Origin of the sequence: Azospirillum brasilense (genome assembly GCF_003349955.1) — a bacterium.
GTDB lineage: Bacteria > Pseudomonadota > Alphaproteobacteria > Azospirillales > Azospirillaceae > Azospirillum > Azospirillum brasilense_B.
The window spans coordinates 46,110-70,605 of sequence record NZ_QLKQ01000002.1 but is presented as its reverse complement, the minus strand read 5'-3'; the positions used below and the strand labels follow the sequence as shown (position 1 = coordinate 70,605).

Below are 24,496 nucleotides of genomic sequence, written 5' to 3'. Positions count from 1 at the left end.
ATTTGGGTGTCAATATAATTTCGAAAGCAGCGAATTAAGTTATTTGCGATCTGCATGAAGTTACAAGGCGCCGCAAATCAGATGTCCCAGGAAATGGCCGGCCTGGGGCTGCACTGCCCCGCGTTTAGGCATCGTCTAGTGCGAAGAAGCTAGGCAAGACCATGGGAATCGGGCACCGCAACTGACCGATTCGTGGTGTGACACCGAATCGCTCAACATGCTTACTGGCCGTTAACGTCAACGGGCGCGGGAAATAGAGAAACGTTTGTTCTCGGCATGTATCGCGGATCACGCCGTCCTTCCCTGCGCCGGTCCCCCCGCATTCCCTCTTTTGCGGTTCTGTGCCCGGCGCAAAGCCCCTGTGCGTTGTGTCCTTCTGGCGGTTCGGGGCGACATCTGGTAGCTTGCGCGCCGTGCCGCCGTCTCCGCCGGGTCTTCCCGCCGGGCCGGCGCCATTCGTATTCGTGCACGGAGTTTTTCTTTCATGAGCACCATCGCGATCGCGTCCGATCACGCGGGGTACGAGATGAAGGTCCAGATCGCCTCCTGGCTGGCCGGCGCCGGCCACGAGGTGCTGGACCTCGGCTGCAACGGTCCGGAATCGGTGGACTATCCGGATTTCGCCACGGCGCTGGCCGGCGCCATCAACGACGGGCGCGCGGCGCGCGGCGTCTTGATCTGCGGCAGCGGCATCGGTATCAGCATCGCGGCGAACCGCCATCCGGGCATCCGTGCCGCCCTGGTGCATGACGTGACCACCGCCCGCCTCGCGCGCCAGCACAACGACGCGAACGTGGTGGCGCTGGGCGCGCGCATCATCGGCGCGGAGATCGCGAAGGATTGCGTGGACGCCTTCCTGACGACCGATTTCGAAGGCGGTGAACGGCACAGCCGGCGAATCGCCAAGATGGGATGAGACGGCCCTTCACCCGGCCCGTGACTGCTTTCTGAACCAAGGACCTGCCCTGCCATGACCGTGACCAACGCCGACCCCCGCGCCGAGATCGGCCGTTTCTTCGCCGCCTCGCTTGCCGAGACCGATCCCGAACTGGCCCGCGCGGTGCGCGACGAGCTGGTCCGCCAGCAGGAGCAGATCGAGCTGATCGCGTCCGAGAACATCGTCTCGCAGGCGGTGCTGGAGGCCCAAGGCTCGGTCATGACCAACAAGTACGCCGAGGGCTATCCGGGCCGGCGCTACTACGGCGGTTGCGAGTATGTGGACGTGGCCGAGACGCTGGCGATCGAGCGCGCCTGCAAGCTGTTCGGCTGCGGCTTCGCCAACGTCCAGCCGAACTCCGGGTCGCAGGCCAACCAGGCGGTCAACCTCGCCCTGCTCCAGCCGGGCGACACCATCCTCGGCATGTCGCTGGCCGCCGGCGGCCACCTGACCCATGGCGCCGCCCCGAACCTGTCGGGCAAGTGGTTCAAGGCCGTGCAGTACGGCGTGCGCCGTGACGACCACCTGATCGACTTCGACGAGGTCGAGCGTCTGGCCCGCGAGCACAAGCCGAAGCTCATCATCGCCGGCGGCTCCGCCTACCCGCGCGTCCTCGACTACCAGCGCTTCCGCGCCATCGCGGACGAGGTCGGCGCCTACTTCATGGTGGACATCGCCCACTACGCCGGCCTGATCGCCGGCGGCGTCTACCCGAGCCCGTTCCCCTACGCCGACGTGGTCACCACCACCACCCACAAGACGCTGCGCGGCCCGCGCGGCGGCATGGTGCTGACCAACAACGAGGAAATCGCCAAGAAGATCAACTCGGCGATCTTCCCCGGCCTGCAGGGCGGCCCGCTGATGCACGTCATCGCCGCCAAGGCGGTGGCCTTCGCCGAGGCGCTGCGTCCGGAGTTCAAGACCTACGCCAAGAGCGTCCTCGACAACGCCCGCGCCCTGTCGAAGGTGCTGATCGAGGGCGGGCTGGACATCGTGTCCGGCGGCACCGACAGTCACATCGTGCTGGTCGACCTGCGTCCGAAGAACCTGACCGGCAAGGCCGCCGAGGCGAGCCTGGAGCACGCCGGCATGACCTGCAACAAGAACGGCGTCCCGTTCGACCCGCAGAAGCCGATGATCACCTCCGGCGTCCGCCTGGGCAGCCCGGCGGCCACCACCCGTGGCTTCGGCGTGGCCGAGTTCGAGCAGGTCGGCCGTCTGATCGTCGAGACGCTGGACGGTCTGGCCGCCAGCAACTCCGGCGACAACGCGGCGGTCGAGGCGAAGGTGCGGGAAGAGGTGCGCGAGCTGTGCCGCCGCTTCCCCATCTACCCGACGCTGTAATCATCACGACCGACTAAGGGGAAAGGCCGGACATGCGCTGCCCGTTCTGCGGACACGAGGACACCCAGGTCAAGGACTCGCGACCGACCGAGGACAACTCGGCGATCCGCAGGCGGCGGTTCTGCCCCAGTTGCAGCGCGCGCTTCACCACCTTCGAGCGCGTTCAGCTCCGTGAGCTGACGGTGGTGAAGAGCACCGGCCAGCGGGAGCCTTTCGACCGCGAAAAGCTCCTGCGCTCCATGCGCATCGCCCTGCGCAAGCGCCCGATCGACGCCGACCGCATCGACCGGGTGGTGAACAGTCTGGTGCGCCAGCTCGAATCCTCCGGCGAGAGCGAGATCCCGTCGAAGCAGATCGGCGAGATGATCATGGTGGCGCTCCAGACACTCGATCAGGTCGCCTACATCCGCTATGCCTCGGTCTACAAGGACTTCCGCGAGGCGTCGGACTTCAACGAGTTCGTCGAGCAGCTCGCCCCCGAAGCCCAGAACGGCTGAGGGGGCGGGCGGCGCCCATGGCGAAGCAAGCCATCCATCCCGACGACCTCCGCCACATGCGGGCCGCGCTGGCCCTGGCGGCGCGCGGGCTTGGCAACACATGGCCGAACCCGGCGGTGGGCTGCGTCATCGTGCGCGACGGCGTGGTGGTCGGGCGCGGCTGGACCCAGCCGGGCGGACGGCCCCACGCCGAGACGGAAGCCCTGGCCCGGGCCGGTGGGGCGGCGCACGGCGCCACCGCCTATGTGACTTTGGAGCCCTGCAACCATTACGGGAAAACTCCGCCTTGCGCTCTGGCCTTGGTGGAAGCCGGGGTGGCGCGGGTGGTGGTGGCCTGCGGCGATCCCGACCCGCGGGTGGCCGGCGGCGGGCTGGAGCGGCTGCGTGCCGCCGGGATCGCCGTGGACACCGGCGTCTGCGAGGATGCGGCCTGGACGCTCAACGAAGGCTTTTTCCGGCGCATCCAGGACGACCGCCCGCTCTATACGCTCAAGGCGGCAACGACGCTGGACGGGCGCATCGCCACCCACAGCGGCCAATCGCAATGGATCACCGGGCCGACGGCGCGGGCTTGGGGCCATCGGCTGCGGGCCACCCACGACGCGATCATGGTGGGCATCCGCACCGCGCTCGCCGACGATCCGGAACTCACCTGCCGTTTGCCGGGGCTGGGCCATCGTTCGCCCGTGCGCATCGTGGTGGACAGCCGGCTGCGCCTGCCGCTGACCGGGAAGCTGGCCGTGAGCGCGCGGTCCATGCCGACCTGGGTCGTCACGCGGGAGGATGCCGACCCCGCGCGTCTGGCCGTGTTCCAGGACTGTGGAGTCGAGGTCATCCGCGTGCCCGCCGACGCTGCGGGCCTGCCGGATCTGGTCGAGGCGAGCGCCGCCCTGGCCCGCCGTGGCCTGACCCGCGTGCTGGTGGAGGGGGGAGCCACGCTGGCGGCGTCGCTGCTGCGGGCGAATCTGGTGGACCGGCTGGAATGGTTCCGCGCCGCCTCCGTCATGGGCGGTGACGGGCTGCCGGCGGTTCAGGCCTTCGGGGTGGACGGGTTGGAGCGCATGGCGCTGTTCCGCCGGACCGACCTGCGTCCGGCCGGGGAAGACCTCGTGGAAAGCTACGTCCGCCGCGGTTGAGCGGCCCGAGAATCCGCGCCGTCCGGCACCGTGCCGGGCGCAACAGTCCGTTGCGTGCCACGCCGTGCGGATGAATCTTTCACACGATTGAAAACCTGCTAAATTGCCGGCCCATGTTCACCGGAATCATCACCGATGTTGGGCGCGTTCGGGCCGTGGAACGGCAGGGCGACACCCGGTTCACCGTCGAGACCGTCTTCGCTATGGAGACGGTTCCCATCGGCGCGTCCATCGCCAACAACGGCGTCTGTCTGACCGTCGTCGAGAAGGGGCCGGGCTGGTTCGCCGTCCAGGCCTCCGCCGAGACCCTGTCGAAGACGACTCTGGGCGGCTGGGCCGAAGGCACGCGCGTCAATCTGGAGCGGGCGCTCAAGGTCGGCGACGAGCTGGGCGGGCACATCGTGTCCGGTCATGTCGACGGCGTCGCCACCGTGGTCGATGTGCGTCCCGACGGCGAATCCAAGCGTTTCACCTTCGAGGCGCCGGCCGCCCTGGCGAAATACATCGCCTCCAAGGGGTCGGTGGCGCTGGACGGCGTGTCGCTGACGGTGAACGAGGTCGATGGTGCGCGCTTCGGCGTGAACATCATCCCGCACACCCAGGACGCGACGACCTTCGGCGCGCTGAAGGCCGGGGACCGGGTGAACCTGGAAATCGATATGCTCGCGCGGTATGTGGCGCGGCTGGCAGGGCAGGAATGACGTCCGAGTTTCACGAGTATCTGTCGCGCCCCGAGGAGATCCTCGAGGAGGCGCGTCAGGGCAAGATGTTCATCCTTGTCGATGACGAGGACCGCGAGAACGAAGGCGATCTGGTCATCCCGGCCCAGTGCGCGACTCCCGAGGCCGTGAACTTCATGGCCAAGTACGGGCGCGGCCTGATCTGCCTCGCCATGGACCAGAACCACATCGAGCGGCTGCGCCTGCCCTTGATGGCGCAGCAGAACGGCACCCGCCACCAGACCGCCTTCACCGTCTCCATCGAGGCGCGCGAAGGTGTGACGACCGGCATCTCCGCCGCCGACCGCGCCCGCACCATCCAGGTCGCCATCGACCCGGCGGCCGGGCCGGACGCCATCGTCACGCCGGGCCACGTCTTTCCGCTGCTGGCCCGCGACGGCGGCGTGCTGGTCCGCGCCGGCCATACGGAAGCGTCGGTGGACATCGCCCGCATGGCCGGCATGACCGCGGCGGGCGTGATCTGCGAGATCATGAACGACGACGGCACCATGGCCCGCCTGCCGGATCTGGTGAAATTCGCCCAGTTCCACGGGCTGAAGGTGGGCACCATCGCCGACCTGATCGCTTACCGCCGCCGCACCGAGACGATCGTCGAGCAGAAGCTGGCGGCGACGCTGGACAGCCGCTTCGGCGGGCGCTTCCAGATGTACGTCTACGTCAACAAGGTGGCCTACGCGGAGCACATCGCTCTGGTGCGCGGCGACATCTCCGGTGACGAGCCGGTGCTGGTGCGCATGCACGCCCTGTCGGTGCTGGACGACGTGCTGGGCGACAAAAGCGCCGCGCGCGACGGGGAGCTTCAGGCCTCCATGGAGATGATCGCGCGGGAAGGCCGCGGCGTCATCGTCCTGCTGCGCGAGCCGATGGCCAACAGCCTGACCGAATCGGTGCTGGCGCGGTTGGAAGGCCACGACAACCCGACCCCCGCCCTGCGGGATTATGGAGTCGGCGCGCAGATCCTGCTGGACCTGGGCGTGCGCGACATGGTTCTGCTGTCGAACCGCAAGAAGTCCATCATCGGGCTGGAGGGGTACGGCCTGACCGTGCTCGGCCACCGCCCGATTCCCCTGCAAGACCAGTAACGGCCAGCCGAGCGACCCTGAGATGACCGAAAAGCCCCATCTGATGATCGTGGAAGCCCGCTTCTACGAGGACATCGCCGACGAGCTGGTGAAAGGCGCCATCGCCGAGATCGAGAAGGAGGGCGCCACCTACCAGCGCGTCTCGGTTCCGGGATGCCTGGAAATTCCGGCGGCGATCCTGTACGCCCTGCGTTCCATGGACTTCTTCACGGCGCGCAAGCGCTTCGACGGCTATGTCGGGCTGGGCTGCGTGATCCGCGGCGAGACCACCCATTACGACATCGTCTGCAACGAGAGCGCCCGCGGCCTCCAGGACCTCGCGCTGCGCTACGCGCTGGCCATCGGCAACGGCGTGCTGACGGTGGAGAACCGCGAGCAGGCCTGGGCGCGGGCCTCCGTGACCGCCAAGAACAAGGGCGGTTTCGCGGCGCGCGCCTGCCTTGACATGATCGAACTCAAGCGCCAATTCCGCCTCTATCCGCGGTAACCCCGCGGTGCCATTCCTGACAGTAAGAGCATCATGAGCAACGACGACGCGGCTGGCCGCGCGAAACAGAAGCGCGGCTCCCGGAACCGGACGGGTGGCGGATCGGCCAAGGCCCGGCGCAAGGCCGCCCGCCTTGCCGCCGTCCAGGCCCTGTACCAGATCGACCTGAACCAGATCGAACCGACCGGCATCGCCGTGGAATCCGTGATCGGCGAGTTCGTCAATCACCGGCTGGGGGAGGAGATCGACGGCGCGAAGTTCGTCGCCGCCGACCCGCAGCTGTTCGCCGACATCGTTCGCGGCGCCGCGCACCGCCGGGCGGAGGTGGACGGGGTGCTGGCCTCGGCCCTGGAGCCGCGCTACGCGCTGGACCGCCTGGAACTGCTGATGCGCGCCATCCTGCGGGCCGGCGCCTATGAGCTGTTCGTCCACAACGACACGCACCCGCGCATCCTCATCAGCGAATATGTGGACGTGGCCCACGCCTTCTTCGCGGCGCGCGAGCCGGGCATGGTGAACGGCGTGCTCGACCATGTGGCCCGCGCGTTGCGGCCGGACGAACTGGCCCAGCCGGACCCCAGCCGTGACCAGTCCAGAGACCGGTAAGCCGCTCGGCGAATTCGGGCGGATCGACCGCTATTTCAGGCCGCTGGCGTCCGGTTTTCCGGGCGCCCGCGGGCTTGCCGACGACGCCGCCGTGTTCGGCGTTCCGGCGGACCAGGAACTGGTCGTCACCACGGACGCCATGGTGGCGGGTGTCCATTTTTTCCCCGACGACGCGCCTGGCGACATCGCCGCGAAGCTGCTGCGCACCAACCTGTCCGACCTCGCCGCCATGGGCGCGGTCCCCTACGCCTACACGCTGGTCACCGCCCTGCCGAAGACGGTGGGGGAGGACTGGCTGGCCGGCTTCGCCGCCGGTCTGGGCGAGGATCAGGCCCGCTTCGGAATCGCCCTGGCGGGCGGCGACTCGGTCTCGACCTCCGGCCCCATCACCCTGTCGGTGACCGCCTTCGGTCTGGTGCCGAAGGGCGGGGCGGTGCCGCGCTGGGGCGGGCGTCCCGGCGACCGGGTCTATGTCACCGGCACCATCGGCGACGCGGCGCTGGGCCTGCGAATCGCGTACGGCACCCTGGAGGTGGCCGACGACTCGGCGCGCGCCGTGCTGCTCGGGCGCCTGCGGCGTCCCGATCCGCGGACCACGCTGGGGCCGCGTCTGGTCGGGCTGGCGACCGGCGGACTTGACGTCTCCGACGGGCTGGTCGCGGATCTCGGCCATCTGTGTGAGGAATCGGGCTGCGCCGCGGTGCTGGAGTCGGGGCTGGTGCCTCTCTCGGGGGCCGCGAGGTCGGTCATCGGCGGCGATCCGGTGCGTTTCGCCATGGCGCTGACCGGTGGCGACGACTACGAGCTGCTCTTCACCGCCGCGGAGGACGCCGCTCCGGCGCTCGCCACCCTGTCGGCGGAGACCGGGGTGCCGGTGACCGCCATCGGCCATCTCCTGGAGGGGCCGGCGGGCGAGGTCACGGTGACCGACCCGCAAGGGCGGGTTCTCGACCTGCCGACTCGCGGCTGGGACCATTTCTGAGAGCCCCTTCGTCGCGCGACTCCGCTTAACGCAATCGAAAGCAGGGCGGCGCTAGGCTCAATCCGTTCCGTATCCGGGAAGGGATGGGCGTGATCAAGGCCGTCATATTGCTGGTTTTGGGCCTGCTGCTGCTGGGCGGTGCGGGCTTCGGCGGCTGGATGATCTACAACAAGTATTTCGTCGAGCATGAGGAGTCGGCCCCCAAGAAGGAGGAGCCGCCGCCCAAGCCACCCACCGGCTTCGTCCGCATGGCCCCGTTGGTCGTCCCGGCCATCGGCACGCAGAAGGTCGAGCAATTCGTGACCGTGGTCGTCACGCTGGAGGTCGTTCTCGACAAGGTTCCCTTTGTCCAGGCCCGCCAGCCGCTCGTCTACGACCGCTGCCTGTCGGCACTTTATGCGGCCGTGGACGACCGGTCGGTGATGACCGGGAACTTGGTCAACATCATTGCCGTAAAAGAAAAACTCGCCGCCGCGGCCGCGAAAGTCGTGGGCGAGGGCGTGGTGCAAAATGTTCTTGTTCAGGTGGTTACCCAGCGCAATTTGTAACCGTTCTTAAAAAATCCCATCCGAAAGTCAGGAGCGCCTCGGCCAAATCGCCGCGCCTATTCGGGCGTGGCGGCTGTTGCATTGTGCCATTCTCTTCGGCATCCTTTTTGGGAACAACTCGCCCGTCATCCACCTTCGTTTGTACGGGTCGTTTTCACGACAAGGCGGTAATCGGGCCCGAAACCATAAGAATTTGGGGGAACCGATGGCAGCAGCGTTCGTCATCATCATCGTCAGCGGCCTGTTGGCCCTGGCGTATGGGTACTACGCCGGCAAGCAAGTCATGGCGGCCTCCGCCGGGTCCGACCGCATGCAGGAAATCGCAGCGGCCGTGCAGGAGGGCGCCCGAGCCTATCTGAATCGCCAGTACACCACCATCGCCATCGCCGGCGTGGTTCTTCTCATCATCCTCGGCGCCTTTCTCGGCCTGCATGTGGCCATCGGATTCCTGATCGGGTCGGTCCTGTCGGGGGCCGCCGGCTATGTCGGCATGAACGTCTCGGTGCGGGCCAACGTGCGCACGGCCCAGGCGGCGACCCAGGGCTTGGCCCCCGCGCTGGACATCGCCTTCAAGGCGGGGGCGATCACCGGCATGCTGGTGGTCGGGCTGGGTCTGCTCGGGGTGGGCGTCTATTACGGCATCCTGACGATGATCTACCGCGTCACCGACCCAATCGAGGTCCGCGCCGTGCTGGAGGCCCTGGTCGCCCTCAGCTTCGGCGCCTCGCTGATCTCCATCTTCGCGCGGTTGGGCGGCGGCATCTTCACCAAGGGCGCCGACGTCGGCGCCGATCTGGTGGGCAAGGTCGAGGCCGGCATTCCGGAGGATGACCCCCGCAACCCCGCGGTGATCGCGGACAATGTCGGCGACAACGTCGGCGACTGCGCCGGTATGGCCGCCGACCTCTTCGAAACCTACGCCGTCACCATCGTCGCCACCATGCTGCTGGCGGCGATTTTCTTTTCGGGCGAGGTGATCCGCCTGCTGCTCGTCTACCCGCTGGTCATCGGCGCGGTCTGCATCGCCGCCTCCGTCGCCGGCACCTTCTTCGTGAAGCTGGGCAGCAACAACAACATCATGGCCGCCCTCTACAAGGGGCTGGCCGCCACCGCCGGCATCTCGCTGGTGCTGATCCTGATCGTGACCGCGATCATGTTCGGCTTCACCCGGCCCATACCTCTGAACGGCGGCGGCTACGTCACCGGCGGCAACCTGTTCGTCTCGTCCCTGGTCGGGTTGGGTGTGACCGGCCTGCTGGTGTGGATCACCGAATACTACACCTCCACCGCCTTCCGCCCGGTGCGCAGCGTCGCCCGCTCGTCGGAGACCGGGCACGGCACCAACGTGATCCAGGGGCTGGCGGTGTCGATGGAGGCGACGGCGCTTCCGGTCCTGGTCATCTGCGTCGGCATCATCATCGCCTACGGGCAGGCCGGCATTTTCGGCATCGGCATCGCGGCGACGACCATGCTCGCCCTGGCCGGCATGGTGGTGGCCCTGGATGCCTACGGCCCGGTGACCGACAACGCCGGCGGCATCGCGGAAATGGCCGACATGCCGAAGGACATCCGGGTGACGACCGACGCGCTGGACGCCGTCGGCAACACCACCAAGGCGGTGACCAAGGGCTACGCCATAGGCTCCGCCGGTCTCGCCGCTCTGGTGCTGTTCGCCGCCTATGTGCAGGATCTGAAGCACTATTTCCCGAACGTGGCGGTCGAGTTCCGGCTGGACGATCCCTATGTGGTCGTCGGGCTGCTGATCGGCGGCCTGCTGCCCTATCTGTTCGGGGCGATGGGCATGACCGCGGTCGGCCGTGCCGCCGGATCGGTGGTCGTGGAGGTGCGCCGCCAGTTCCGCGAGATCAGCGGCATCATGGAGGGCACCGCCAAGCCGGACTATGGCCGCGCGGTGGACATGCTGACCCGTGCCGCGATCAAGGAAATGGTCATCCCGTCGCTGCTGCCCGTCCTGGCGCCGGTGGTGCTGTACATCGTCATCGCCGCCATCGCCGGTCAGGCCCAGGCCTTCGCCGCTTTGGGCGCCATGCTGCTGGGCACCATCGTAACGGGCATCTTCGTGGCCATCTCGATGACGTCGGGCGGTGGCGCCTGGGACAACGCCAAGAAGTACATCGAGGAGGGGAACCACGGCGGGAAGGGCTCCGACGCGCACAAGGCGGCGGTGACCGGCGATACCGTCGGCGACCCGTACAAGGACACCGCCGGTCCGGCGGTCAACCCGATGATCAAGATCACCAACATCGTGGCGATCCTGCTGCTGGCGATCCTCGCCCAGATCGGCTGAGCTCAAGCCGGCGGATTGCCGACCGGTTCGGCAGCAAAAGAAAAGCCCCGCGGAAGCGGGGCTTTTCGTGTCTCGCAAGGCTTCCTGGCGTCAGCGGCCTGGACCGCGGTTGCGCGAATCCTTGGCGGAGAAGCGCCCGACGTTGCCGAGCATCTGTTCCAGAAGACTGAGCTCACGGCCGGCGGTGGGGGTGCTGCGATCGACGATGTCGATTTGCTGCCCGTCGGTGGCGTCGAGCTGCTTCATCTCCGTCACCACGCCTGCGTCATCGAAATGCACGACGACGACACGGCGCTCCATCACGCTCGGTTGGAAGAAGGCGAGCTTCTCCGTCTTCTGACCGATGTAGTACCAGACATTCTGGTCGAAGGTTCCCACGGAGGTCGGCGTGCCGAGGATGTCCGCCACATCCTCACGACGCGACTGGCCGGCCTTGATCTCGGCGACGCGGTCGGGGTCCGCCATGTTGCCGCGGGTCGCCACGGTGGGCGAGCACGCGGAGACGGCGAGTCCCAGAAAGGCGAAGGCGCACAGCGCCGAAGGAATCGATCTCGTCATGGTGCTCAGGCTATGATGACGCGGGCGGACCGCCGGACCCTTGCGGCAGGCCGGACTCCGCCCGCAATGCCGGGACAATCGCATCGCGCGGTTTGTCCTGTCAACGAAACTCCGAGCGAGAGAGAAACCGTGCTTGACCGCCTGTTCCGGCGCCGGCGTGAAGCCCGCGCCGCCGCCGATTTCTATCTCACCATCGCGGCGCAGGCCCGCCGGCCGGCCTTCTACCGTGACCTTGGCGTTCCCGACACGCTGGACGGCCGCTTCGACATGGTGGTGCTTCACGTCTTCTTGGTGATGCGCCGCCTGAAGGGGCAGGGGGCCGCCGCGGCGGACCGCTCGCGCCTGCTCTTCGAGGCGATGATCGACCATTTCGAGAAGTCGCTGATGGAGCAGGGGGTGGGCGACAGCGGAGTCGGTCGGCGCATCAAGACCATGGCCCGCGGCATCGCCGGTCGGATCGAGGTCTACGACCGCGCGCTTGCTGACGAGAATGACGCGGCGCTGCAGGTCGCGCTCGACAACAATGTCTATGGCACCGCGTCGGAGGTGCCGCCGCAACGGCTGGCCGTCCTGGCCGGCTATGTCCGGCGCGAGGCCGCCGGGTTGGAGGCGCAGTCGTTGGAGTCGCTCATGGCCGGGGAGGTCCGCTTCGGTCCGCCGCCCGGCGCCGGGATGGATTGACCGACTCCGCCGAGTCTCTTCCTGCGAGTCTCTTCTTCTATGGGGCTCGCCAATTGGACTTGCCTTTCCCGGCGTCCGGATTCATCTGACAGTGAGACGAAGGCGCCCGCCGCAGAACGGGCGCCGTGACAAGGAATTGCCTGACATGCGCAACACGACTCCGCCTTCCGCCGGTCCCGCTTCGGAATTCTCGCGCATCGTCCGCGCCGACGCCGTCCACCGCGATGGCGATCTGGTGGAAACCATCGAGGCGACGGAAGCCGAGCGCAAGGCGCTGGCCGAGCGGTTCGAATTGGAGGGAATCGGGCGCTTGACCGCCCGGGTCCGCCTGCGCTCCGTGCGCGGCGGCGAGATGGTGCGCGTCGAAGGGGAACTGGAAGCCGACGTGGTTCAGACCTGCGTCATCACGCTGGAGCCGGTGCCGGCCCATGTTTCCGACCGCTTCGGCGCGCTGTTCGCTCCGGAGTCGCTGGTTCCCAGCGAGGAAGACGAGATCGAGATCGACCCGAACATCGCCGAGGAGGACATCCCGGAGGCCATGACCAACGGGCGCATCGACATCGGCGAATTGACCGCCCAGCATTTGTCCCTGGCGCTCGACCCCTATCCTCATGCAGAAGGCGTGGCGTTCGACGGATACAGCGAAGGCGAAGAGGAGGAGGAGGCTGCGGCCCCCACCGATGATGATGCCGGCGCCGATCCGGAGAAGCCGAACCCGTTCGCCGTACTGGAACGTCTGAAACGACAGAATTGAGGGCGGAACGGGCTTGCCCTTCGGGGGCAATTGCCGTATTGAATGCCGCTCGCGTCAGGCGGCCCCTCTTCGGGCCGCCTTTTACAATGAAGAGAGTTTACGGCCATGGCTGTTCCGAAGAAGAAGACCTCCAAGTCGCGCCGCAACATGCGTCGCTCGCACCACGCTCTCCCGACCTCGTCCTACGCCGAGTGCTCGAACTGCGGCGAGCTGAAGCGCCCGCACCATGTCTGCGGCTCTTGCGGTCACTACGACCAGCGCGAAGTGGTTCAGAGCGCTCCGGCGGCCTGATGGCGGTTTGGTTGGCCGCCCTACGTCCTAGCCAGGGAGCCTGTCCGCGGTGAGCCAGCGCCTGACCATTGCCCTTGATGCCATGGGCGGTGACAAAGGACCCGACATGGTGATTGCCGGGGCGGATATCGCCCGCGAGCGTCACCCGCAGGTGCATTACCTGCTGTTCGGGGACACCGCCCGCATCGAGCCGCTGCTCGCGCAGCGGCCCGCCTTGAGAGCGGTGGCCGAGGTGCGCCACACCCCGGACGCCGTGGCCGGCGACGCCAAGCCGTCGGTCGCGTTGCGCGCCGGACGCCAGTCGAGCATGCGTCTCGCCATCGACTCGGTGGCGAGCGGGCAAGCCGCCTGCGTGGTCTCCGCCGGCAACACCGGCGCGCTCATGGCCATGGCCAAGTTCGTGTTGAAGACGATTCCCGGGATCGACCGTCCGGCCATCGCCTCCTTCTTCCCGACCCTGCGGGGGGAGAGCGTCATGCTCGACCTCGGCGCCAACACCGAATGCCAGCCCGAAAACCTTGTGCAGTTCGCCGTGATGGGCGCGGTCTTCGCGCGCACCGCGCTGAACCTGTCCGAGCCGACCATCGGCGTGCTGAACATCGGTTCGGAAGAGGTGAAGGGCAACGAGGTGGTGCGCGCCGCCGCGACCCGTCTGCGCGAAATGCCGCTGCCGGGGCGTTTCCATGGATTCGTCGAGGGCAACGACATCGCCACCGGTACGGTGGACGTGATCGTGACCGACGGTTTCACCGGCAACGTCGCCCTGAAGACCGCCGAAGGCACGGCGAAGCTCTTCACGGAGTTCCTGCGCCGGACGTTCCAGTCCTCCTGGACGGCGCGTCTCGGCTATCTGCTGGCCCGCGGGGCCTTCAAGCGGTTGAAGCAGCGCACCGATCCGCGCCGCTACAACGGCGCCATGTTCCTGGGCCTGCGCGGCGTCTGCGTGAAGAGCCACGGGGGCACCGACGCCATCGGGTTCGCCAACGCCATCGGTGTGGCCTGCAATCTGGCGGCAAACGGTTTCAACGACCGAATCAAGGAAGAGATGCAGCGTCTCGCCGACGCCAAGCCTCTTCCCGACACGAAGGCGGCGGCGGTCTAACATCATGGTCAAGCGTTCCCGAGTTCTCGGCTGCGGTTCCTACCTCCCGGCCAACGTCGTCACGAATCGCGATCTCGAAGCCCGCGTGGACACCTCGGACGAATGGATCGTCCAGCGCACCGGCATCAAGTCGCGCCACATCGCCGCCGACGGGGAACTGACCTCCGACCTCGCCATCGCCGCGGCGACCCGTGCGCTGGAGCATGCCGGGGTGGACGCCGCCAGCATCGACTGCATCGTGCTGGCGACGACGACTCCGGACAACACCTTCCCGGCGACCGCGACGAAGGTGCAGGCGGCGCTGGGGACCAAGGGCTTTGCGCTGGACATCCAGGCGGTGTGCGCCGGCTTCGTCTACGCCATGTCGATCGCTGACAACTTCATCCGCATCGGGCAGGCCAACCGCGCCCTGGTCATCGGCGCGGAGACCTTCTCCCGCCTGCTCGACTGGAAGGACCGCACCACCTGTGTGCTGTTCGGCGACGGCGCCGGAGCCGTGGTGATGGACGGCTACGACGCCGCCGGGACGTCGGCGGACCGTGGCGTGCTGTCCACCCACCTGCATTCGGACGGCGCCCAGTACGGGCTGCTCTACGTCGATGGCGGCCCGTCGACCACCGGCACGGCCGGGCATGTGCGGATGAACGGCCAGGACGTGTTCCGCCACGCTGTCAGCAAGCTGTCCTCGGTCGTCGAGGAGGCTCTGGCGGCCAACGGCCTGGAGCCGTCGGCGGTGGACTGGCTGGTGCCGCATCAGGCCAACCAGCGGATCATCGACGGCATCGCCCGCAAGCTGAAGCTGCCGTCCGACAAGGTCGTGCTGACGGTGGACCGCCACGGCAACACCTCCGCCGCTTCGATCCCGCTGGCTCTGTGCGAGGCGGTGCATGACGGCCGCGTGAAGCGGGGCGACCTGATCCTGATGGAGGCCATCGGCGGTGGCCTGACCTGGGGCGCCGCGATGGTGCGCTGGTAAGCGGCGCACCCGCTTCGTTTTTCCGCAGAGTGGCGTTTGCTGCGCTGCTCACAACGACGCGATCCAAGCTTTTGAATTGACCGGGTTCTTTCCCCGGATTACGGTTTTTCCCCTATGGTTTCGGGGGGGAAGCGAACCATGTCACAGAACACCGTCACCCGCGCGCAGCTCAGCGAAGCGGTCTACCAAGAGGTCGGCCTGTCGCGCAACGAATCCGCCGATCTGGTCGAAAGCGTCCTGGAGGAGATCTCCGACGCCCTGGCCCGCGGCGAGATGGTCAAGATTTCGTCCTTCGGCAGTTTCCAGATCCGGCAGAAGGGGCAGCGGGTCGGCCGCAACCCGAAGACCGGTGAAGAGGTTCCGATCCTGCCCAGGCGCGTCCTGGTCTTCCGGGCGAGCCACGTTCTGAAGAACCGCATCAACGAGGTTGTCGAGGCGGAAGAAGCCGAGGCGCAGCGCGTGAAGGCGGTCTCCTGATCCGCCGCAAGAACCGGCCGACAACAAGGGTTTCCCGGATATGAAGGCGCGCGGCACCACGAAGTCCGCCACGGCGTTCCGCACGATCAGCGAGGTGTCGTCCGACCTGGACGTGCCGCAGCATGTGCTGCGTTTCTGGGAAGGCAAGTTCCAACAGCTCCGTCCGCTCAAGCGGGGTGGAGGGCGGCGCTACTACCGGCCGGAAGATGTCGACCTGCTGCGGCAGATTCAGAATCTGCTGTATGGCGAGGGCTACACGATCAAGGGTGTCCAGCGTCTTCTCAAGGACGGGAAGGTGGACGACGACCCGGATACCCGGAGGAGGCTGGAGGACGGGCCGGATGAATTGGATATCCCCGCCACCGTCGAGGCCGTTCCCAACGAAGCGGCCATGGCCTCGCTCGACGGGGAGGAGGGCGCTCCGATCGTTGCGCTCGACGGCCTGTCGGACACCATCCGGCAGGCCATCGCCCAGGCGCTCGACGAGTTGAGGGAGGCGCGCCTTTTGCTCGCCGTGGGAGAGGAAAAAGAAATTCGAGAGGTGTGAAAAAAAGTGAACTGTAGCGCTTGCGTTGGACCAAGGTCCCGGCTATAGTCCCGCTCCCTTCCAGAACGAAGGGCGGTCCGTCGAACGGAGCGTAGCGCAGCCTGGTAGCGCATCAGACTGGGGGTCTGGGGGTCGCAGGTTCAAATCCTGTCGCTCCGACCAATGTTCTGGAAGATGAAAAGGCCTTGGAGCTGATCGGCTCCAAGGCCTTTTCTTTTGCTGTTCTCCAAAGGCCGGCTTGCGGAAGCCGCCGGGCCTCTGTTGGAGAGGCCCGGCGGTGTTCCGTTGCCATGCGGGTCCGTTCAGGCGGCGTTTTCCGATGCGGCCACGGCCTCGTCGGTGGCGGCGTCCTGCTGGTTCATCTTGCGCCGTTGCGCGGCCATGTCGATCAGGGCGGTGCGCAGCGCCGGATGGCGGGCGGTGAACTGGTTGAAGTCGCGCCGCTCCAGCACCTGGAACTGGCAGTAGTCGACCGCGGCGACGTCGGCGTTGCGCCGCTGGCCGCTCAGCAGCGCCATCTCGCCGAACATCGTGCCGGCGCCCAGGCGGATGGTCTGGCCGTCCATCAGCACCTCCACGGCGCCGGAGGAGATGAAGTACATGGCGTTGGCGCGGTCGCCCTTGCGGATGATCCGCTCGCCGGGCACCGCCGACTTGGGCCGGAACAGCATCATCAGCCGCTCCTGCTCGTGCGCGTCCAGCAGGGACAGCACGGGGAAGGTCTTGGCCAGCGCCTGGATCTGCAGGTCGTGCTCCTGTTCGCGCTCCTCCGCCTGATGGCGGGCGTCGGCGAGGCTGCTCTGCAACTGCTCGAACTGCTCCCAGCCATAGGGCGGAACGCCGGCGGGCCGCTTGGCCTGGAGATGCTTGCGCAGCGCCGCGACGGCCGCGAAGACCGCCGGGTTCAGCGTGATCGACAGCAGGGCGCCGGCCAGCACGAGGTCGCGCCCTTCCTCCGGCAACAGGCCGAGCGACAGGCCCAGCCCGACGAGGATGAAGGAGAATTCGCCGATCTGCGCGAGGCTGGCGGACACCGCCAGACCCATGCCCACCGGGAAGCGCAGCAGGATCACGATGCCGAAGGCGATCAGCGACTTGCCGACCACGATCAGGGCCACCACGGCAATCACCGCCAGCGGGTCGCGCAGCAGGATCGACGGGTCGAACAGCATGCCGACCGACACGAAGAACAGAACGGCGAAGGCGTCCTGCAACGGCATCGAATCGGTGGCCGCCTTGTGGCTGAAGCGGGACTCGTTCAGCACCACGCCGGCGAAGAAGGCGCCGAGCGCGAAGGACACGCCGAACAGCACCGCCGAGCCGTAGGCGACGCCGAGCGCGATGGCGAGGACGGACAGGGTGAACAGCTCGCGCGAGCCGGTGCGCGCCACGTTGGTCAGGATCACCGGGACGACGCGCGGGCCGAGCACGATCGCCAGAACGGAGAAGGCCGCGACCTTGCCCAGCGTGAGCGCCAACGTCAGCCAGATCGGACCGTCCGAGCCGGCGCCATGGTCCCCAGCGGCGCCTCCTGCGGCGCCCGGCGCGTGGCCGCCCAGGACTTCCGCCAGGGCCGGCAGCAGCACGAGCGCCAGGACCATCGCGAGGTCCTCGACGATCAGCCAGCCGACCGCCACGCGGCCTTCGGCGGTGTTCAGCATGTCGCGCTCTTCCAGGGCCTTCAGCAGCACGACCGTGCTCGCCACCGACAGGCTGAGGCCGAGCACGAGACCGGCGCCGAGGCTCCAGCCCCACAGCCAGGCCAGCCCGACGCCCAGCGCGGTGGCGAGGCCGATCTGGCCGACCGCTCCGGGAATTGCGATCTTCCGGACGGCCAGCAGGTCCGAGGGCGAGAAATGGAGACCGACTCCGAACATCAGAAGAATGACGCCGATCTCGGCCAGCTGGGCGGCCAGGGCACCGTCGGCGACGAATCCCGGCGTGAAGGGACCGATGATGACGCCGGCGAGCAGATAACCGACGAGGGGAGGCAAGCGAACGCGGTCGGCGAGGTATCCGAAGATGAAGGCCAACCCGAATGCGATGGCGATCATTGAAATAAGCGGGACGTCATGGGACATGCGAAAATCCTGGCTGCATCGGCGCGATGCCGCATAGTACGGATTTCGTCGGCCCGTGTGGGCGGTGTTGTCGGAATTTTTTCCCGCCCCACCCTTGCTTTTTCGGGAACTGAAATGCGATTTGCGCGAATTTCCCTCAATTGCCCAGTGATTCGGCTGAGTCGGGGAAACGCGGTGTGACCTTGCTGGCCCGCCGACATCAAGGGGTGGATAAGCGGGGCGGGGCCGCTATGCTTCGCCGGGCGACGGTGAGGTGAGGAGCATGGCGAGCAAAAGACGCAAGGCATCCAGGAAGGCGGGCCGGGGTCGTCCGGGGACGGGGCGCCCGCTGGCGGGCGACTCGATGGTTCTGGAGGGGCGGGCGGGGCGGCCGCCGGTCCGGACGGCTCCCACGGCGCGCGGCCGGAGCGTGGCGAAGCGCGCCCTGTCCCTGGACGGTGACTCGGGAGCCTTTCTCGGACCCGAGCAGCAGTACCTGCTAAAAAAGCGCCAGGAGGTCGAGCGGCGCGAGGCCCGGTTGCGGCGGTCCGTGGCCGTGGTCGTGGTGGTGATCGCCGTCGCCGTCGCGGCGGGACTGTTCTGGCTGTTCCGCGGACTGTGAGCCGCAAGGCGCCCGCGCCCGCGATGGAGCGCGGGCGCGGCGCGATGCGCGTCAGGACCCCAGGCGGCGGCGCAGGAGCGACAGCGGCTGGGGGTCGTCCAGCGACGGCTGGAACGCGACGGTGATCTCCGTCAGGGCGTGCGCCCAGCTCTCCGGGTTGGTGTTTTCCGGCGCCTCGGCGGAGGTGAAGCCGGTGCGCAGGAGGAAGCGGTACTGGTCGGGGATGACGTGCCCGACCGCCCGGATCTCGCCGCCGTAGCCGTAGCGCTCCCGCAGCTCGCGCGCGGTGGAGAAGCCGCGGCCGTCGCGGAACTTCGGAAACTCGATCGCCACCAGCGCGAAGCGGTCCAGGTCCGGGGCGATGGCCGGGGCCAGCGTTCCGCTCTTGACCCGGACGCCGAGCGCCGCGTTGCGCCCGTCGAAGCTCGCGCGCTCCGCCTGCCAGCGCTCGAAGGTGACGACGGCGGGGCGGTCGGCGGGAACCGGTTCGCCGTCGGCGACTGCGACCCAGTCGTCCTCGACGATGCGGCCGTCCTTAATGAGCGGCATAGACTCTCTCCTTGAACGGGCCGTGGCCGACTCGCTTCAGCGTGTCGATGAAGCGCTCCCCGTCGTGCCGGTTGGACAGATAGACCTCGACGATGGCTTCGATGGCGTCCACCGTCTCGTCGGCGGTCACCGCCGGGCCGAGGATGTCGCCGATCGCCGTGGTCAGGGTCGGGTCGCCGCCGACGGTGATCTGGTAGAACTCCTCGCCCTTCTTATCCACGCCGAGGATGCCGATGGCGCCGACATGGTGGTGGCCGCAGGCGTTGATGCAGCCGCTGATCTTGATGCCCAGCTCGCCGATGAGCTGCTGCCGCGCCGGATCGGCGAAGCGGGCCGAGATGGCCTGGGCCAGCGGGATCGAGCGGGCGTTGGCCAGCGCGCAGTAGTCGAGGCCGGGGCAGGCGATGATGTCGCCGATCAGCCCGGCGTTCGGTGTGCCCAGCCCGTTGGCCTCCAGCGCCGTCCACAGGGTGAACAGCTCGTCCTGCCGGACATGGGCCAGAACGAGGTTCTGGGCGTGGCTGACGCGGAGTTCGCCGAAGCTGTGCGCGTCGGCCAGATCGGCGATCAGCTCCATCTGCTCCGACGTGGCGTCGCCGGGGATGCCGCCGGCGGGCTTCAGCGAGATGGTGGCGGCGGCGTAGCCGGGGACCTTGTGGGCCAGCACGTTGACCGCCACCCAGCGGGCGAAGTCCGGGTTCGCCGACTTGGCGGCCTGGAAGGACTCCGGCTCGTCGGTCAGCGTCTCATAGGCCGGGCCGCCGAAGCGGCGGCGGATCTCGTCTACGACCTCCGGGGCGAGGCGGTATTTCGGACCGCGCAGGCGGGCGAACTCCTCCTCCACCTCCTGGGTGAACTTCTCCTGGCCCAGCTCGTGGACGAGGATCTTGATGCGCGCCTTGTAGATGTTGTCGCGCCGGCCGTACTGGTTGTAGACGCGCAGGATGGCTTCGAGATAGGCGACGAAGTCCTCCTCCGGCACCCAGTCGCGGATCAGCTTGCCGATGAAGGGCGACCGGCCGAGGCCGCCGCCGACATAGAAGGTGAAGCCGACCTCGCCCCGCTCGTTGCGCTTGGCGAAGACGCCGACGTCATGGACGCGGATGGCCGCGCGGTCGGCGTCCGACCCCATGATGGCGATCTTGAACTTGCGCGGCAGGAAGGTGAATTCGGGGTGCAGGGTCGTCCATTGCCGCAGGATCTCGGCGTAGACGCGCCCGTCCACCACCTCGTCCCGCGCCGCGCCGACGAACTGGTCGGTGGTGACGTTGCGCACGCAGTTGCCGCTGGTCTGCAGCGCGTGCATGTCCACCTCGGCCAGCTCGTGCAGGATCGCCGGGGTGTCCTCCAGCTTGATCCAGTTGAACTGGAGATTCTGCCGGGTGGTGAAGTGGCCGTAGCCCTTGTCGTACTTGCGCCCGATCTCGGCCAGCTTGCGGAGCTGCCGCGCGGTCAGGACGCCGTAGGGAACGGCGATGCGCAGCATGTAGGCGTGGAGCTGGAGGTAGAGGCCGTTCATCAGCCGCAGGGGCTTGAACTCGTCCTCCGTCAGCTCGCCGGACAGGCGGCGCTCGACCTGGGCGCGGAACTGCTCCACGCGCTCCGCGACGAAGCGGCGGTCGATGTCGTCGTAGCTGTAGACCCCGGCGTTGCGGCCGGGCGCGATGTGGTTCATAGAACTCGCCCTTGTCAGAAAAGTGGCCGCCCGGTTCAGGCCGCAGCCTGCTTGCCGAGATCGATGCGGACGGTGGGGCCGAGCGCCCGAATGCGCTCCCGTGTCTTGACCGGCACCCGCTGCCCGTCCACGACGCGCAGGTCGAAGGCGTAGACGTCCACGGCGAACTGCTCGCCCTCCGCCTTGGTCTTGGCGGCAGCAAGGGCCGTTTCGGCCGCCGCGGCGTCCTCGAACAGGGCGGCGGCGTCCAGACGCTCCACCCAGCCGAGGCCGGGGCCGGGGGCGAGGAAGATCACCTCGCCATCGCGCAGGCGGTTGGCGGTGATGGCCTTCAGCACCGCCTCGTTCCTGGACTTATCACTCAACGCCATGCCTTCAACTCCTAACACGAACGCTCACGCCGACACGGCGGTGGGAAACGGGTTCTGGCCGGTGGTCTGCTGCCACGCGCCGATCAGGGCGCGCAGCCGCACGACCTCGCCGACCACGACGATCGCGGGGCGCTTGGCCTGTAGCCGCACGACGTCCCGGGCGCAATGGGCAAGATTGGTCTCGATGACGCTCTGCGCCTCGGTGCTGGCGCTCGACACGATGGCGACCGGGGTCATCGGCGGCTTGCCGGCGGCTTCGAGCCGCTCGGCGATGGTCCCGATGGTGCCCAGCGCCATATAGAACACCAGCGCGCCGGGCAGCCGCGCCAGGACGTTCCAGTCCAGGTCGGCGGGCAGACCGCCGGCCTTGTCGTGGCCGGTGACGAAGGTCGCCGTGGTGCCGAAGCCGCGGTGGGTCACCGGGATGCCGGCGTAGGCCAGCCCGCCGATTCCCGCGGTCACGCCCGGCACCACGCGGAAGGGAATCTCCGCCTCGGCCAGCGCCAGGCATTCCTCGCCGCCGCGCCCGAAGACGAAGGGGTCGCCGCCCTTCAGCCGCAGCACCCGCCGGCCTTCGCGCGCCAGCTCCACGAGCCGCGCGTTGATCGCCTCCTGCTTGGGGGAGGGGTGGCCGGCGCGCTTGCCCATGTCCACCAGAAGAGCGTCGGGGTTGGCGGCCTCCAGGATGCCGCCGCCGACCAGCGCGTCGTGGACGATGGCGTCGGCCTCGCCCAGCGCCTTGGCGGCCAGCAGGGTCAGCAGGCCCGGTTCGCCGGGGCCGGCCCCGGCCAGCCAGACGCTGCCCGGTTCGAAGGCGGGCAGGCGGGACAGAAGAGTCCGCGAAAGAAGAGTTGATGCGATCATGGCAGCCATCCTTTGGCGGCGATCAGATCCCGGCAGGCGCGCAGCACCTCGGGTCCCTTGGCGCCCGTGGCGCGCAGGCGGTCGCGGAGCGCGGCGAGTTCCGCCAGCCGGTCCGCCCAGACGGCGGGGAACAGGGTCTCCAGCCGTTCGCGGAGCACCTGGGCCAGGGCAGGGCTCCGGCCGCCGGTGGAGACGGTGATGAGAAGGTCGCCGCGCCGTATCACAGACGGCGCGTGGAAATCACAGAACGGAATCACATCCTCGACATTGACCAGGATGTTGCGATCACGCGCCTGACGGGCCAGCGTCTCCGCGGCGGGGTCGTCGATGCCGACGACGAACAGCACCTGCACGCCCTCCAGGTCGGCGGGCGAGGGCAGGGCGCGGCGCAGGGCGGCACCCGCGAGGGCGATCAATTCCGCATCCGGTTCCGGTGAATAGACCATTGGCACCGCGCCGCCCTCCCGCAGCTGAGCGAGACGGCGCTTCGCCAACGGCCCCTGGCCGACCAGCGCGATCCGCACATGCGTCGGGTCGAGCGCGACCGGGATCACCGCGGCCACCCGAAATACACACCGAAGGTATCGTGAAATGACATCATGGGCGCATTTAAGCGCGATGGCGGGGTGCAATCAACAGATTTCACAAACTCGCTTAAACCTATAATACATGTAGACAATGTATATGCATTGCAACGCCGTGAAACTGGTGTTAATGTGCAATTCAGAACAAATACTCCACTTCGTGGATAGGCAATTAGGTCATGCTTGATGGACTTGCCCAGGCTGTGAAACGCGACCGCGTGGCCGATCTGACCGAACGTTACGGTCGGCTGGACGGGGCGGTGCTTCTGAACGCCCTTCTGCGTGATGAATTCGACGGCCGCGTTGCTGTGGTTTCGTCCTTCGGAACGGAATCTGCGGTGCTGCTCGCCTTGGCGGCGGAGGCCGACCCGTCCTTCCCGGTTCTCTTCGTCGACACCGGAAAGTTGTTCGGGGAAACGCTGCGCTACCGCGACAAGCTGGTGTCCGCGCTCGGCCTGACCGGCGTGCGCACGATCGGCCCGACCGGCGCGGATCTGACGGCGGAGGACCCCGATGGGCTGCTGTTCACCCGCTCGCACGACGCCTGTTGCCATCTGCGCAAGACGGTGCCGCTGGACCGCGCGCTGGAGGGGTTCGACGCCTGGGTGACCGGGCGCAAGCGCTTCCAGGCATCGACGCGCGCCGCCCTTCCGCTGTTCGAGGCGGAGGAGGGCACGGGCCGCATCAAGATCAACCCGCTCGCCCATTGGGACCGCGAGCGGATCGACCAGGAATTCGCGCGGCGCAACCTGCCGCGCCACCCGCTCGAGGCCGACGGCTTCCTGTCCATCGGCTGTTTCACCTGCACCGAGCGTGTCGCTCCCGGTGCGGATCCGCGGTCGGGCCGCTGGGCCGGAACCGCCAAGACCGAATGCGGCATTCACACCTTCAAGAAGACCGGAACCGCACAATGACCGCCGATCTCGATTACCTTGAGAGCCAGAGCATCTACATCCTCCGCGAGGCCTACAACCGCATCGACAAGCTGGCTCTGCTGTGGTCGATCGGAAAGGACAGCAACGTCCTGCTCTGGCTCTGCCGCAAGGCGTTCTTCGGGCGTGTTCCGTTCCCGGTCGTCCAGCTCGACACCGCGATGGAGTTGCAAGAGGTCTATGACTTCCGCGACCGCATCGCCGGGGAGTGGGACCTCGACCTGCGGGTGGAGCAATGCCCGCCGGAAGCGGACATGGACCAGACCCTGCCGCCGCTGACCCGCGCCGCCGCCCGCAAGACGGAGGGGCTGAAGAACCTCCTGCGCACCGGCAAGTACCAGGGGATCATGGTCGGCATCCGGCGCGACGAGCAGGCGACCCGCGCCAAGGAGCGCGTCTTCTCCCCGCGTTCGCTGGAAGGCGACTGGGACGTGAAAGACCAGCCGGCGGAGTTCTGGGACCATTACAAGACCCGCTTCGACGAAGGCACCCATGTCCGCATCCACCCGCTGCTGCATTGGACCGAACTGGACATCTGGCGCTACTCCAAGCGCGAGGGGATTCCCATCGTGCCGCTGTACTTCGCCAAGGACGGCAAGCGCTACCGCTCGCTGGGCGAGAAGAACATCACCTTCCCGGTGGACAGCACCGCCGGCACCATCGACGAGATCATCGCCGAACTGGTCGTGACCCGCATTCCGGAGCGCGCCGGCCGCGCCATGGACAACGAGGCCGAGGACAGCTTCGAGCGCCTGCGCAGCTCGGGCTACATGTAAGAAGCGGGGA

28 protein-coding genes and 1 tRNA gene are annotated in these 24,496 nt (G+C 67.7%); 22 read left to right on the top strand and 7 right to left on the bottom strand.

The features are described 5' to 3' along the window. Window positions 1–484: 484 nt before the first annotated feature. From rpiB to DXK32_RS01295, 11 genes are all read left to right on the top strand, one after another. Complete coding sequence (rpiB, locus tag DXK32_RS01345) at window positions 485–916, top strand: ribose 5-phosphate isomerase B (protein WP_114856863.1); 432 nt, start codon at window positions 485–487, stop codon at window positions 914–916. A 54-nt stretch (window positions 917–970) separates the two neighbouring features. Next, window positions 971–2,281, top strand: coding sequence for a serine hydroxymethyltransferase (gene glyA / locus DXK32_RS01340; protein WP_114856862.1), 1,311 nt, complete (start codon window positions 971–973; stop codon window positions 2,279–2,281). A gap of 32 nt (window positions 2,282–2,313) precedes the next feature. Further along, window positions 2,314–2,778: a transcriptional regulator NrdR gene (nrdR, locus tag DXK32_RS01335; RefSeq protein ID WP_014240731.1), complete on the top strand. Its 465-nt coding sequence runs from the start codon at window positions 2,314–2,316 to the stop codon at window positions 2,776–2,778. A gap of 17 nt (window positions 2,779–2,795) precedes the next feature. Continuing rightward, window positions 2,796–3,914, top strand: a complete 1,119-nt coding sequence (ribD, locus tag DXK32_RS01330) for a bifunctional diaminohydroxyphosphoribosylaminopyrimidine deaminase/5-amino-6-(5-phosphoribosylamino)uracil reductase RibD (protein WP_114856861.1) — start codon at window positions 2,796–2,798, stop codon at window positions 3,912–3,914. A 113-nt stretch (window positions 3,915–4,027) separates the two neighbouring features. Next, window positions 4,028–4,615: a riboflavin synthase gene (locus DXK32_RS01325; protein ID WP_114856860.1), complete on the top strand. Its 588-nt coding sequence runs from the start codon at window positions 4,028–4,030 to the stop codon at window positions 4,613–4,615. Next, window positions 4,612–5,736 (top strand): 3,4-dihydroxy-2-butanone-4-phosphate synthase, encoded by a 1,125-nt coding sequence (gene ribB, locus DXK32_RS01320; RefSeq protein ID WP_114856859.1) that lies wholly within the window; start codon window positions 4,612–4,614, stop codon window positions 5,734–5,736. The genes DXK32_RS01325 and ribB overlap by 4 nt, the downstream gene beginning before the upstream one ends. A gap of 22 nt (window positions 5,737–5,758) precedes the next feature. Next, a complete protein-coding gene (locus DXK32_RS01315; RefSeq protein ID WP_014240735.1) occupies window positions 5,759–6,223 on the top strand; it encodes a 6,7-dimethyl-8-ribityllumazine synthase in 465 nt (154 codons plus the stop codon). A 33-nt stretch (window positions 6,224–6,256) separates the two neighbouring features. Continuing rightward, window positions 6,257–6,829: a transcription antitermination factor NusB gene (nusB, locus tag DXK32_RS01310; protein WP_114856858.1), complete on the top strand. Its 573-nt coding sequence runs from the start codon at window positions 6,257–6,259 to the stop codon at window positions 6,827–6,829. Beyond that, window positions 6,807–7,811 (top strand): thiamine-phosphate kinase, encoded by a 1,005-nt coding sequence (thiL, locus tag DXK32_RS01305; RefSeq protein ID WP_114856857.1) that lies wholly within the window; start codon window positions 6,807–6,809, stop codon window positions 7,809–7,811. Before nusB ends, thiL begins: the two co-directional genes overlap by 23 nt. An 83-nt stretch (window positions 7,812–7,894) precedes the next feature. Then, on the top strand, window positions 7,895–8,359 hold the full coding sequence (locus DXK32_RS01300; RefSeq protein WP_114856856.1) for a hypothetical protein: 465 nt from the start codon (window positions 7,895–7,897) through the stop codon (window positions 8,357–8,359). A gap of 205 nt (window positions 8,360–8,564) precedes the next feature. Further along, window positions 8,565–10,667 carry a sodium-translocating pyrophosphatase gene (locus DXK32_RS01295; RefSeq protein ID WP_114856855.1) on the top strand — a complete coding sequence of 701 codons (2,103 nt, stop codon included), beginning with the start codon at window positions 8,565–8,567 and terminating at the stop codon, window positions 10,665–10,667. 90 nt (window positions 10,668–10,757) lie between these two features. On the opposite strand, the gene DXK32_RS01290 is transcribed toward DXK32_RS01295, so the two are convergent. Then, window positions 10,758–11,225: an outer membrane protein assembly factor BamE gene (locus DXK32_RS01290; RefSeq protein WP_114856854.1), complete on the bottom strand. Its 468-nt coding sequence runs from the start codon at window positions 11,223–11,225 to the stop codon at window positions 10,758–10,760. A 129-nt stretch (window positions 11,226–11,354) separates the two neighbouring features. Here DXK32_RS01290 and DXK32_RS01285 point away from each other — a divergent pair, with 129 nt between their 5' ends. From DXK32_RS01285 to DXK32_RS01250, 8 genes are all read left to right on the top strand, one after another. After that, window positions 11,355–11,906 carry a ubiquinol-cytochrome C chaperone family protein gene (locus tag DXK32_RS01285; RefSeq protein ID WP_114856853.1) on the top strand — a complete coding sequence of 184 codons (552 nt, stop codon included), beginning with the start codon at window positions 11,355–11,357 and terminating at the stop codon, window positions 11,904–11,906. Between the two features lie 145 nt (window positions 11,907–12,051). After that, entirely contained in the window at window positions 12,052–12,660 is a 609-nt protein-coding gene (locus tag DXK32_RS01280) for a YceD family protein (RefSeq protein ID WP_114856852.1), read from the top strand. Between the two features lie 105 nt (window positions 12,661–12,765). Beyond that, window positions 12,766–12,951 carry a 50S ribosomal protein L32 gene (rpmF, locus tag DXK32_RS01275; protein ID WP_014240744.1) on the top strand — a complete coding sequence of 62 codons (186 nt, stop codon included), beginning with the start codon at window positions 12,766–12,768 and terminating at the stop codon, window positions 12,949–12,951. A 49-nt stretch (window positions 12,952–13,000) separates the two neighbouring features. Then, on the top strand, window positions 13,001–14,053 hold the full coding sequence (gene plsX, locus DXK32_RS01270; protein ID WP_114856851.1) for a phosphate acyltransferase PlsX: 1,053 nt from the start codon (window positions 13,001–13,003) through the stop codon (window positions 14,051–14,053). 4 nt (window positions 14,054–14,057) lie between these two features. Then, the gene (locus DXK32_RS01265) at window positions 14,058–15,029 is read left to right on the top strand and encodes a beta-ketoacyl-ACP synthase III (protein WP_014240746.1); all 972 of its coding nucleotides are present in this window, start codon (window positions 14,058–14,060) and stop codon (window positions 15,027–15,029) included. Between the two features lie 138 nt (window positions 15,030–15,167). Then, entirely contained in the window at window positions 15,168–15,506 is a 339-nt protein-coding gene (locus DXK32_RS01260) for an integration host factor subunit alpha (protein WP_014240747.1), read from the top strand. A gap of 40 nt (window positions 15,507–15,546) precedes the next feature. Next, complete coding sequence (locus tag DXK32_RS01255; RefSeq protein ID WP_114856850.1) at window positions 15,547–16,053, top strand: MerR family transcriptional regulator; 507 nt, start codon at window positions 15,547–15,549, stop codon at window positions 16,051–16,053. 85 nt (window positions 16,054–16,138) lie between these two features. Then, window positions 16,139–16,215 (top strand) — tRNA-Pro (locus DXK32_RS01250). Window positions 16,216–16,355: 140 nt separating this feature from the next. Here the strand turns inward: DXK32_RS01250 and DXK32_RS01245 are convergent. Beyond that, entirely contained in the window at window positions 16,356–18,134 is a 1,779-nt protein-coding gene (locus tag DXK32_RS01245; protein WP_114856849.1) for a cation:proton antiporter, read from the bottom strand. A 262-nt stretch (window positions 18,135–18,396) separates the two neighbouring features. On the opposite strand from DXK32_RS01245, the gene DXK32_RS01240 reads away from it, so the two are divergent. Beyond that, a complete protein-coding gene (locus tag DXK32_RS01240; RefSeq protein ID WP_162801026.1) occupies window positions 18,397–18,735 on the top strand; it encodes a hypothetical protein in 339 nt (112 codons plus the stop codon). A 51-nt stretch (window positions 18,736–18,786) separates the two neighbouring features. On the opposite strand, the gene DXK32_RS01235 is transcribed toward DXK32_RS01240, so the two are convergent. The 5 genes from DXK32_RS01235 to DXK32_RS01215 are packed head-to-tail and all read right to left on the bottom strand — an operon-like array spanning window position 18,787 to window position 22,748. Further along, on the bottom strand, window positions 18,787–19,284 hold the full coding sequence (locus DXK32_RS01235; protein WP_114856847.1) for a DUF934 domain-containing protein: 498 nt from the start codon (window positions 19,282–19,284) through the stop codon (window positions 18,787–18,789). After that, window positions 19,271–20,959 carry a nitrite/sulfite reductase gene (locus DXK32_RS01230; RefSeq protein WP_114856846.1) on the bottom strand — a complete coding sequence of 563 codons (1,689 nt, stop codon included), beginning with the start codon at window positions 20,957–20,959 and terminating at the stop codon, window positions 19,271–19,273. The genes DXK32_RS01235 and DXK32_RS01230 overlap by 14 nt, the downstream gene beginning before the upstream one ends. Before the next feature lie 35 nt (window positions 20,960–20,994). Then, window positions 20,995–21,330, bottom strand: coding sequence for a DUF2849 domain-containing protein (locus DXK32_RS01225; protein WP_247876920.1), 336 nt, complete (start codon window positions 21,328–21,330; stop codon window positions 20,995–20,997). A gap of 24 nt (window positions 21,331–21,354) precedes the next feature. Beyond that, complete coding sequence (gene cobA / locus DXK32_RS01220; RefSeq protein WP_114856844.1) at window positions 21,355–22,194, bottom strand: uroporphyrinogen-III C-methyltransferase; 840 nt, start codon at window positions 22,192–22,194, stop codon at window positions 21,355–21,357. After that, complete coding sequence (locus tag DXK32_RS01215; RefSeq protein ID WP_114856977.1) at window positions 22,191–22,748, bottom strand: precorrin-2 dehydrogenase/sirohydrochlorin ferrochelatase family protein; 558 nt, start codon at window positions 22,746–22,748, stop codon at window positions 22,191–22,193. Before DXK32_RS01215 ends, cobA begins: the two co-directional genes overlap by 4 nt. A gap of 209 nt (window positions 22,749–22,957) precedes the next feature. On the opposite strand from DXK32_RS01215, the gene DXK32_RS01210 reads away from it, so the two are divergent. Further along, complete coding sequence (locus DXK32_RS01210) at window positions 22,958–23,692, top strand: phosphoadenylyl-sulfate reductase (RefSeq protein WP_114856843.1); 735 nt, start codon at window positions 22,958–22,960, stop codon at window positions 23,690–23,692. Further along, complete coding sequence (gene cysD / locus DXK32_RS01205; protein ID WP_014240756.1) at window positions 23,689–24,486, top strand: sulfate adenylyltransferase subunit CysD; 798 nt, start codon at window positions 23,689–23,691, stop codon at window positions 24,484–24,486. The genes DXK32_RS01210 and cysD overlap by 4 nt, the downstream gene beginning before the upstream one ends. Window positions 24,487–24,496 lie beyond the last annotated feature (10 nt).

Excerpts from the sequence above, each read along its gene's own strand:
- ribD (WP_114856861.1), top strand. The coding sequence starts at position 2,796 with ATGGCGAAGCAAGCCATCCATCCCGACGACCTCCGCCACATGCGGGCC.
- nusB (WP_114856858.1), top strand. The coding sequence starts at position 6,257 with ATGAGCAACGACGACGCGGCTGGCCGCGCGAAACAGAAGCGCGGCTCC.
- DXK32_RS01265 (WP_014240746.1), top strand. The coding sequence starts at position 14,058 with ATGGTCAAGCGTTCCCGAGTTCTCGGCTGCGGTTCCTACCTCCCGGCC.
- glyA (WP_114856862.1), top strand. The coding sequence starts at position 971 with ATGACCGTGACCAACGCCGACCCCCGCGCCGAGATCGGCCGTTTCTTC.
- DXK32_RS01260 (WP_014240747.1), top strand. The coding sequence starts at position 15,168 with ATGTCACAGAACACCGTCACCCGCGCGCAGCTCAGCGAAGCGGTCTAC.
- cysD (WP_014240756.1), top strand. The coding sequence starts at position 23,689 with ATGACCGCCGATCTCGATTACCTTGAGAGCCAGAGCATCTACATCCTC.
- DXK32_RS01295 (WP_114856855.1), top strand. The coding sequence starts at position 8,565 with ATGGCAGCAGCGTTCGTCATCATCATCGTCAGCGGCCTGTTGGCCCTG.
- rpmF (WP_014240744.1), top strand. The coding sequence starts at position 12,766 with ATGGCTGTTCCGAAGAAGAAGACCTCCAAGTCGCGCCGCAACATGCGT.
- DXK32_RS01280 (WP_114856852.1), top strand. The coding sequence starts at position 12,052 with ATGCGCAACACGACTCCGCCTTCCGCCGGTCCCGCTTCGGAATTCTCG.
- DXK32_RS01225 (WP_247876920.1), bottom strand. The coding sequence starts at position 21,330 with ATGGCGTTGAGTGATAAGTCCAGGAACGAGGCGGTGCTGAAGGCCATC.
- nrdR (WP_014240731.1), top strand. The coding sequence starts at position 2,314 with ATGCGCTGCCCGTTCTGCGGACACGAGGACACCCAGGTCAAGGACTCG.
- DXK32_RS01290 (WP_114856854.1), bottom strand. The coding sequence starts at position 11,225 with ATGACGAGATCGATTCCTTCGGCGCTGTGCGCCTTCGCCTTTCTGGGA.
- DXK32_RS01245 (WP_114856849.1), bottom strand. The coding sequence starts at position 18,134 with ATGTCCCATGACGTCCCGCTTATTTCAATGATCGCCATCGCATTCGGG.
- cobA (WP_114856844.1), bottom strand. The coding sequence starts at position 22,194 with ATGATCGCATCAACTCTTCTTTCGCGGACTCTTCTGTCCCGCCTGCCC.
- ribB (WP_114856859.1), top strand. The coding sequence starts at position 4,612 with ATGACGTCCGAGTTTCACGAGTATCTGTCGCGCCCCGAGGAGATCCTC.
- DXK32_RS01325 (WP_114856860.1), top strand. The coding sequence starts at position 4,028 with ATGTTCACCGGAATCATCACCGATGTTGGGCGCGTTCGGGCCGTGGAA.
- DXK32_RS01240 (WP_162801026.1), top strand. The coding sequence starts at position 18,397 with ATGGCGAGCAAAAGACGCAAGGCATCCAGGAAGGCGGGCCGGGGTCGT.
- rpiB (WP_114856863.1), top strand. The coding sequence starts at position 485 with ATGAGCACCATCGCGATCGCGTCCGATCACGCGGGGTACGAGATGAAG.
- DXK32_RS01230 (WP_114856846.1), bottom strand. The coding sequence starts at position 20,959 with ATGAACCACATCGCGCCCGGCCGCAACGCCGGGGTCTACAGCTACGAC.
- DXK32_RS01235 (WP_114856847.1), bottom strand. The coding sequence starts at position 19,284 with ATGCCGCTCATTAAGGACGGCCGCATCGTCGAGGACGACTGGGTCGCA.
- DXK32_RS01210 (WP_114856843.1), top strand. The coding sequence starts at position 22,958 with ATGCTTGATGGACTTGCCCAGGCTGTGAAACGCGACCGCGTGGCCGAT.
- DXK32_RS01255 (WP_114856850.1), top strand. The coding sequence starts at position 15,547 with ATGAAGGCGCGCGGCACCACGAAGTCCGCCACGGCGTTCCGCACGATC.
- DXK32_RS01315 (WP_014240735.1), top strand. The coding sequence starts at position 5,759 with ATGACCGAAAAGCCCCATCTGATGATCGTGGAAGCCCGCTTCTACGAG.
- DXK32_RS01300 (WP_114856856.1), top strand. The coding sequence starts at position 7,895 with ATGGGCGTGATCAAGGCCGTCATATTGCTGGTTTTGGGCCTGCTGCTG.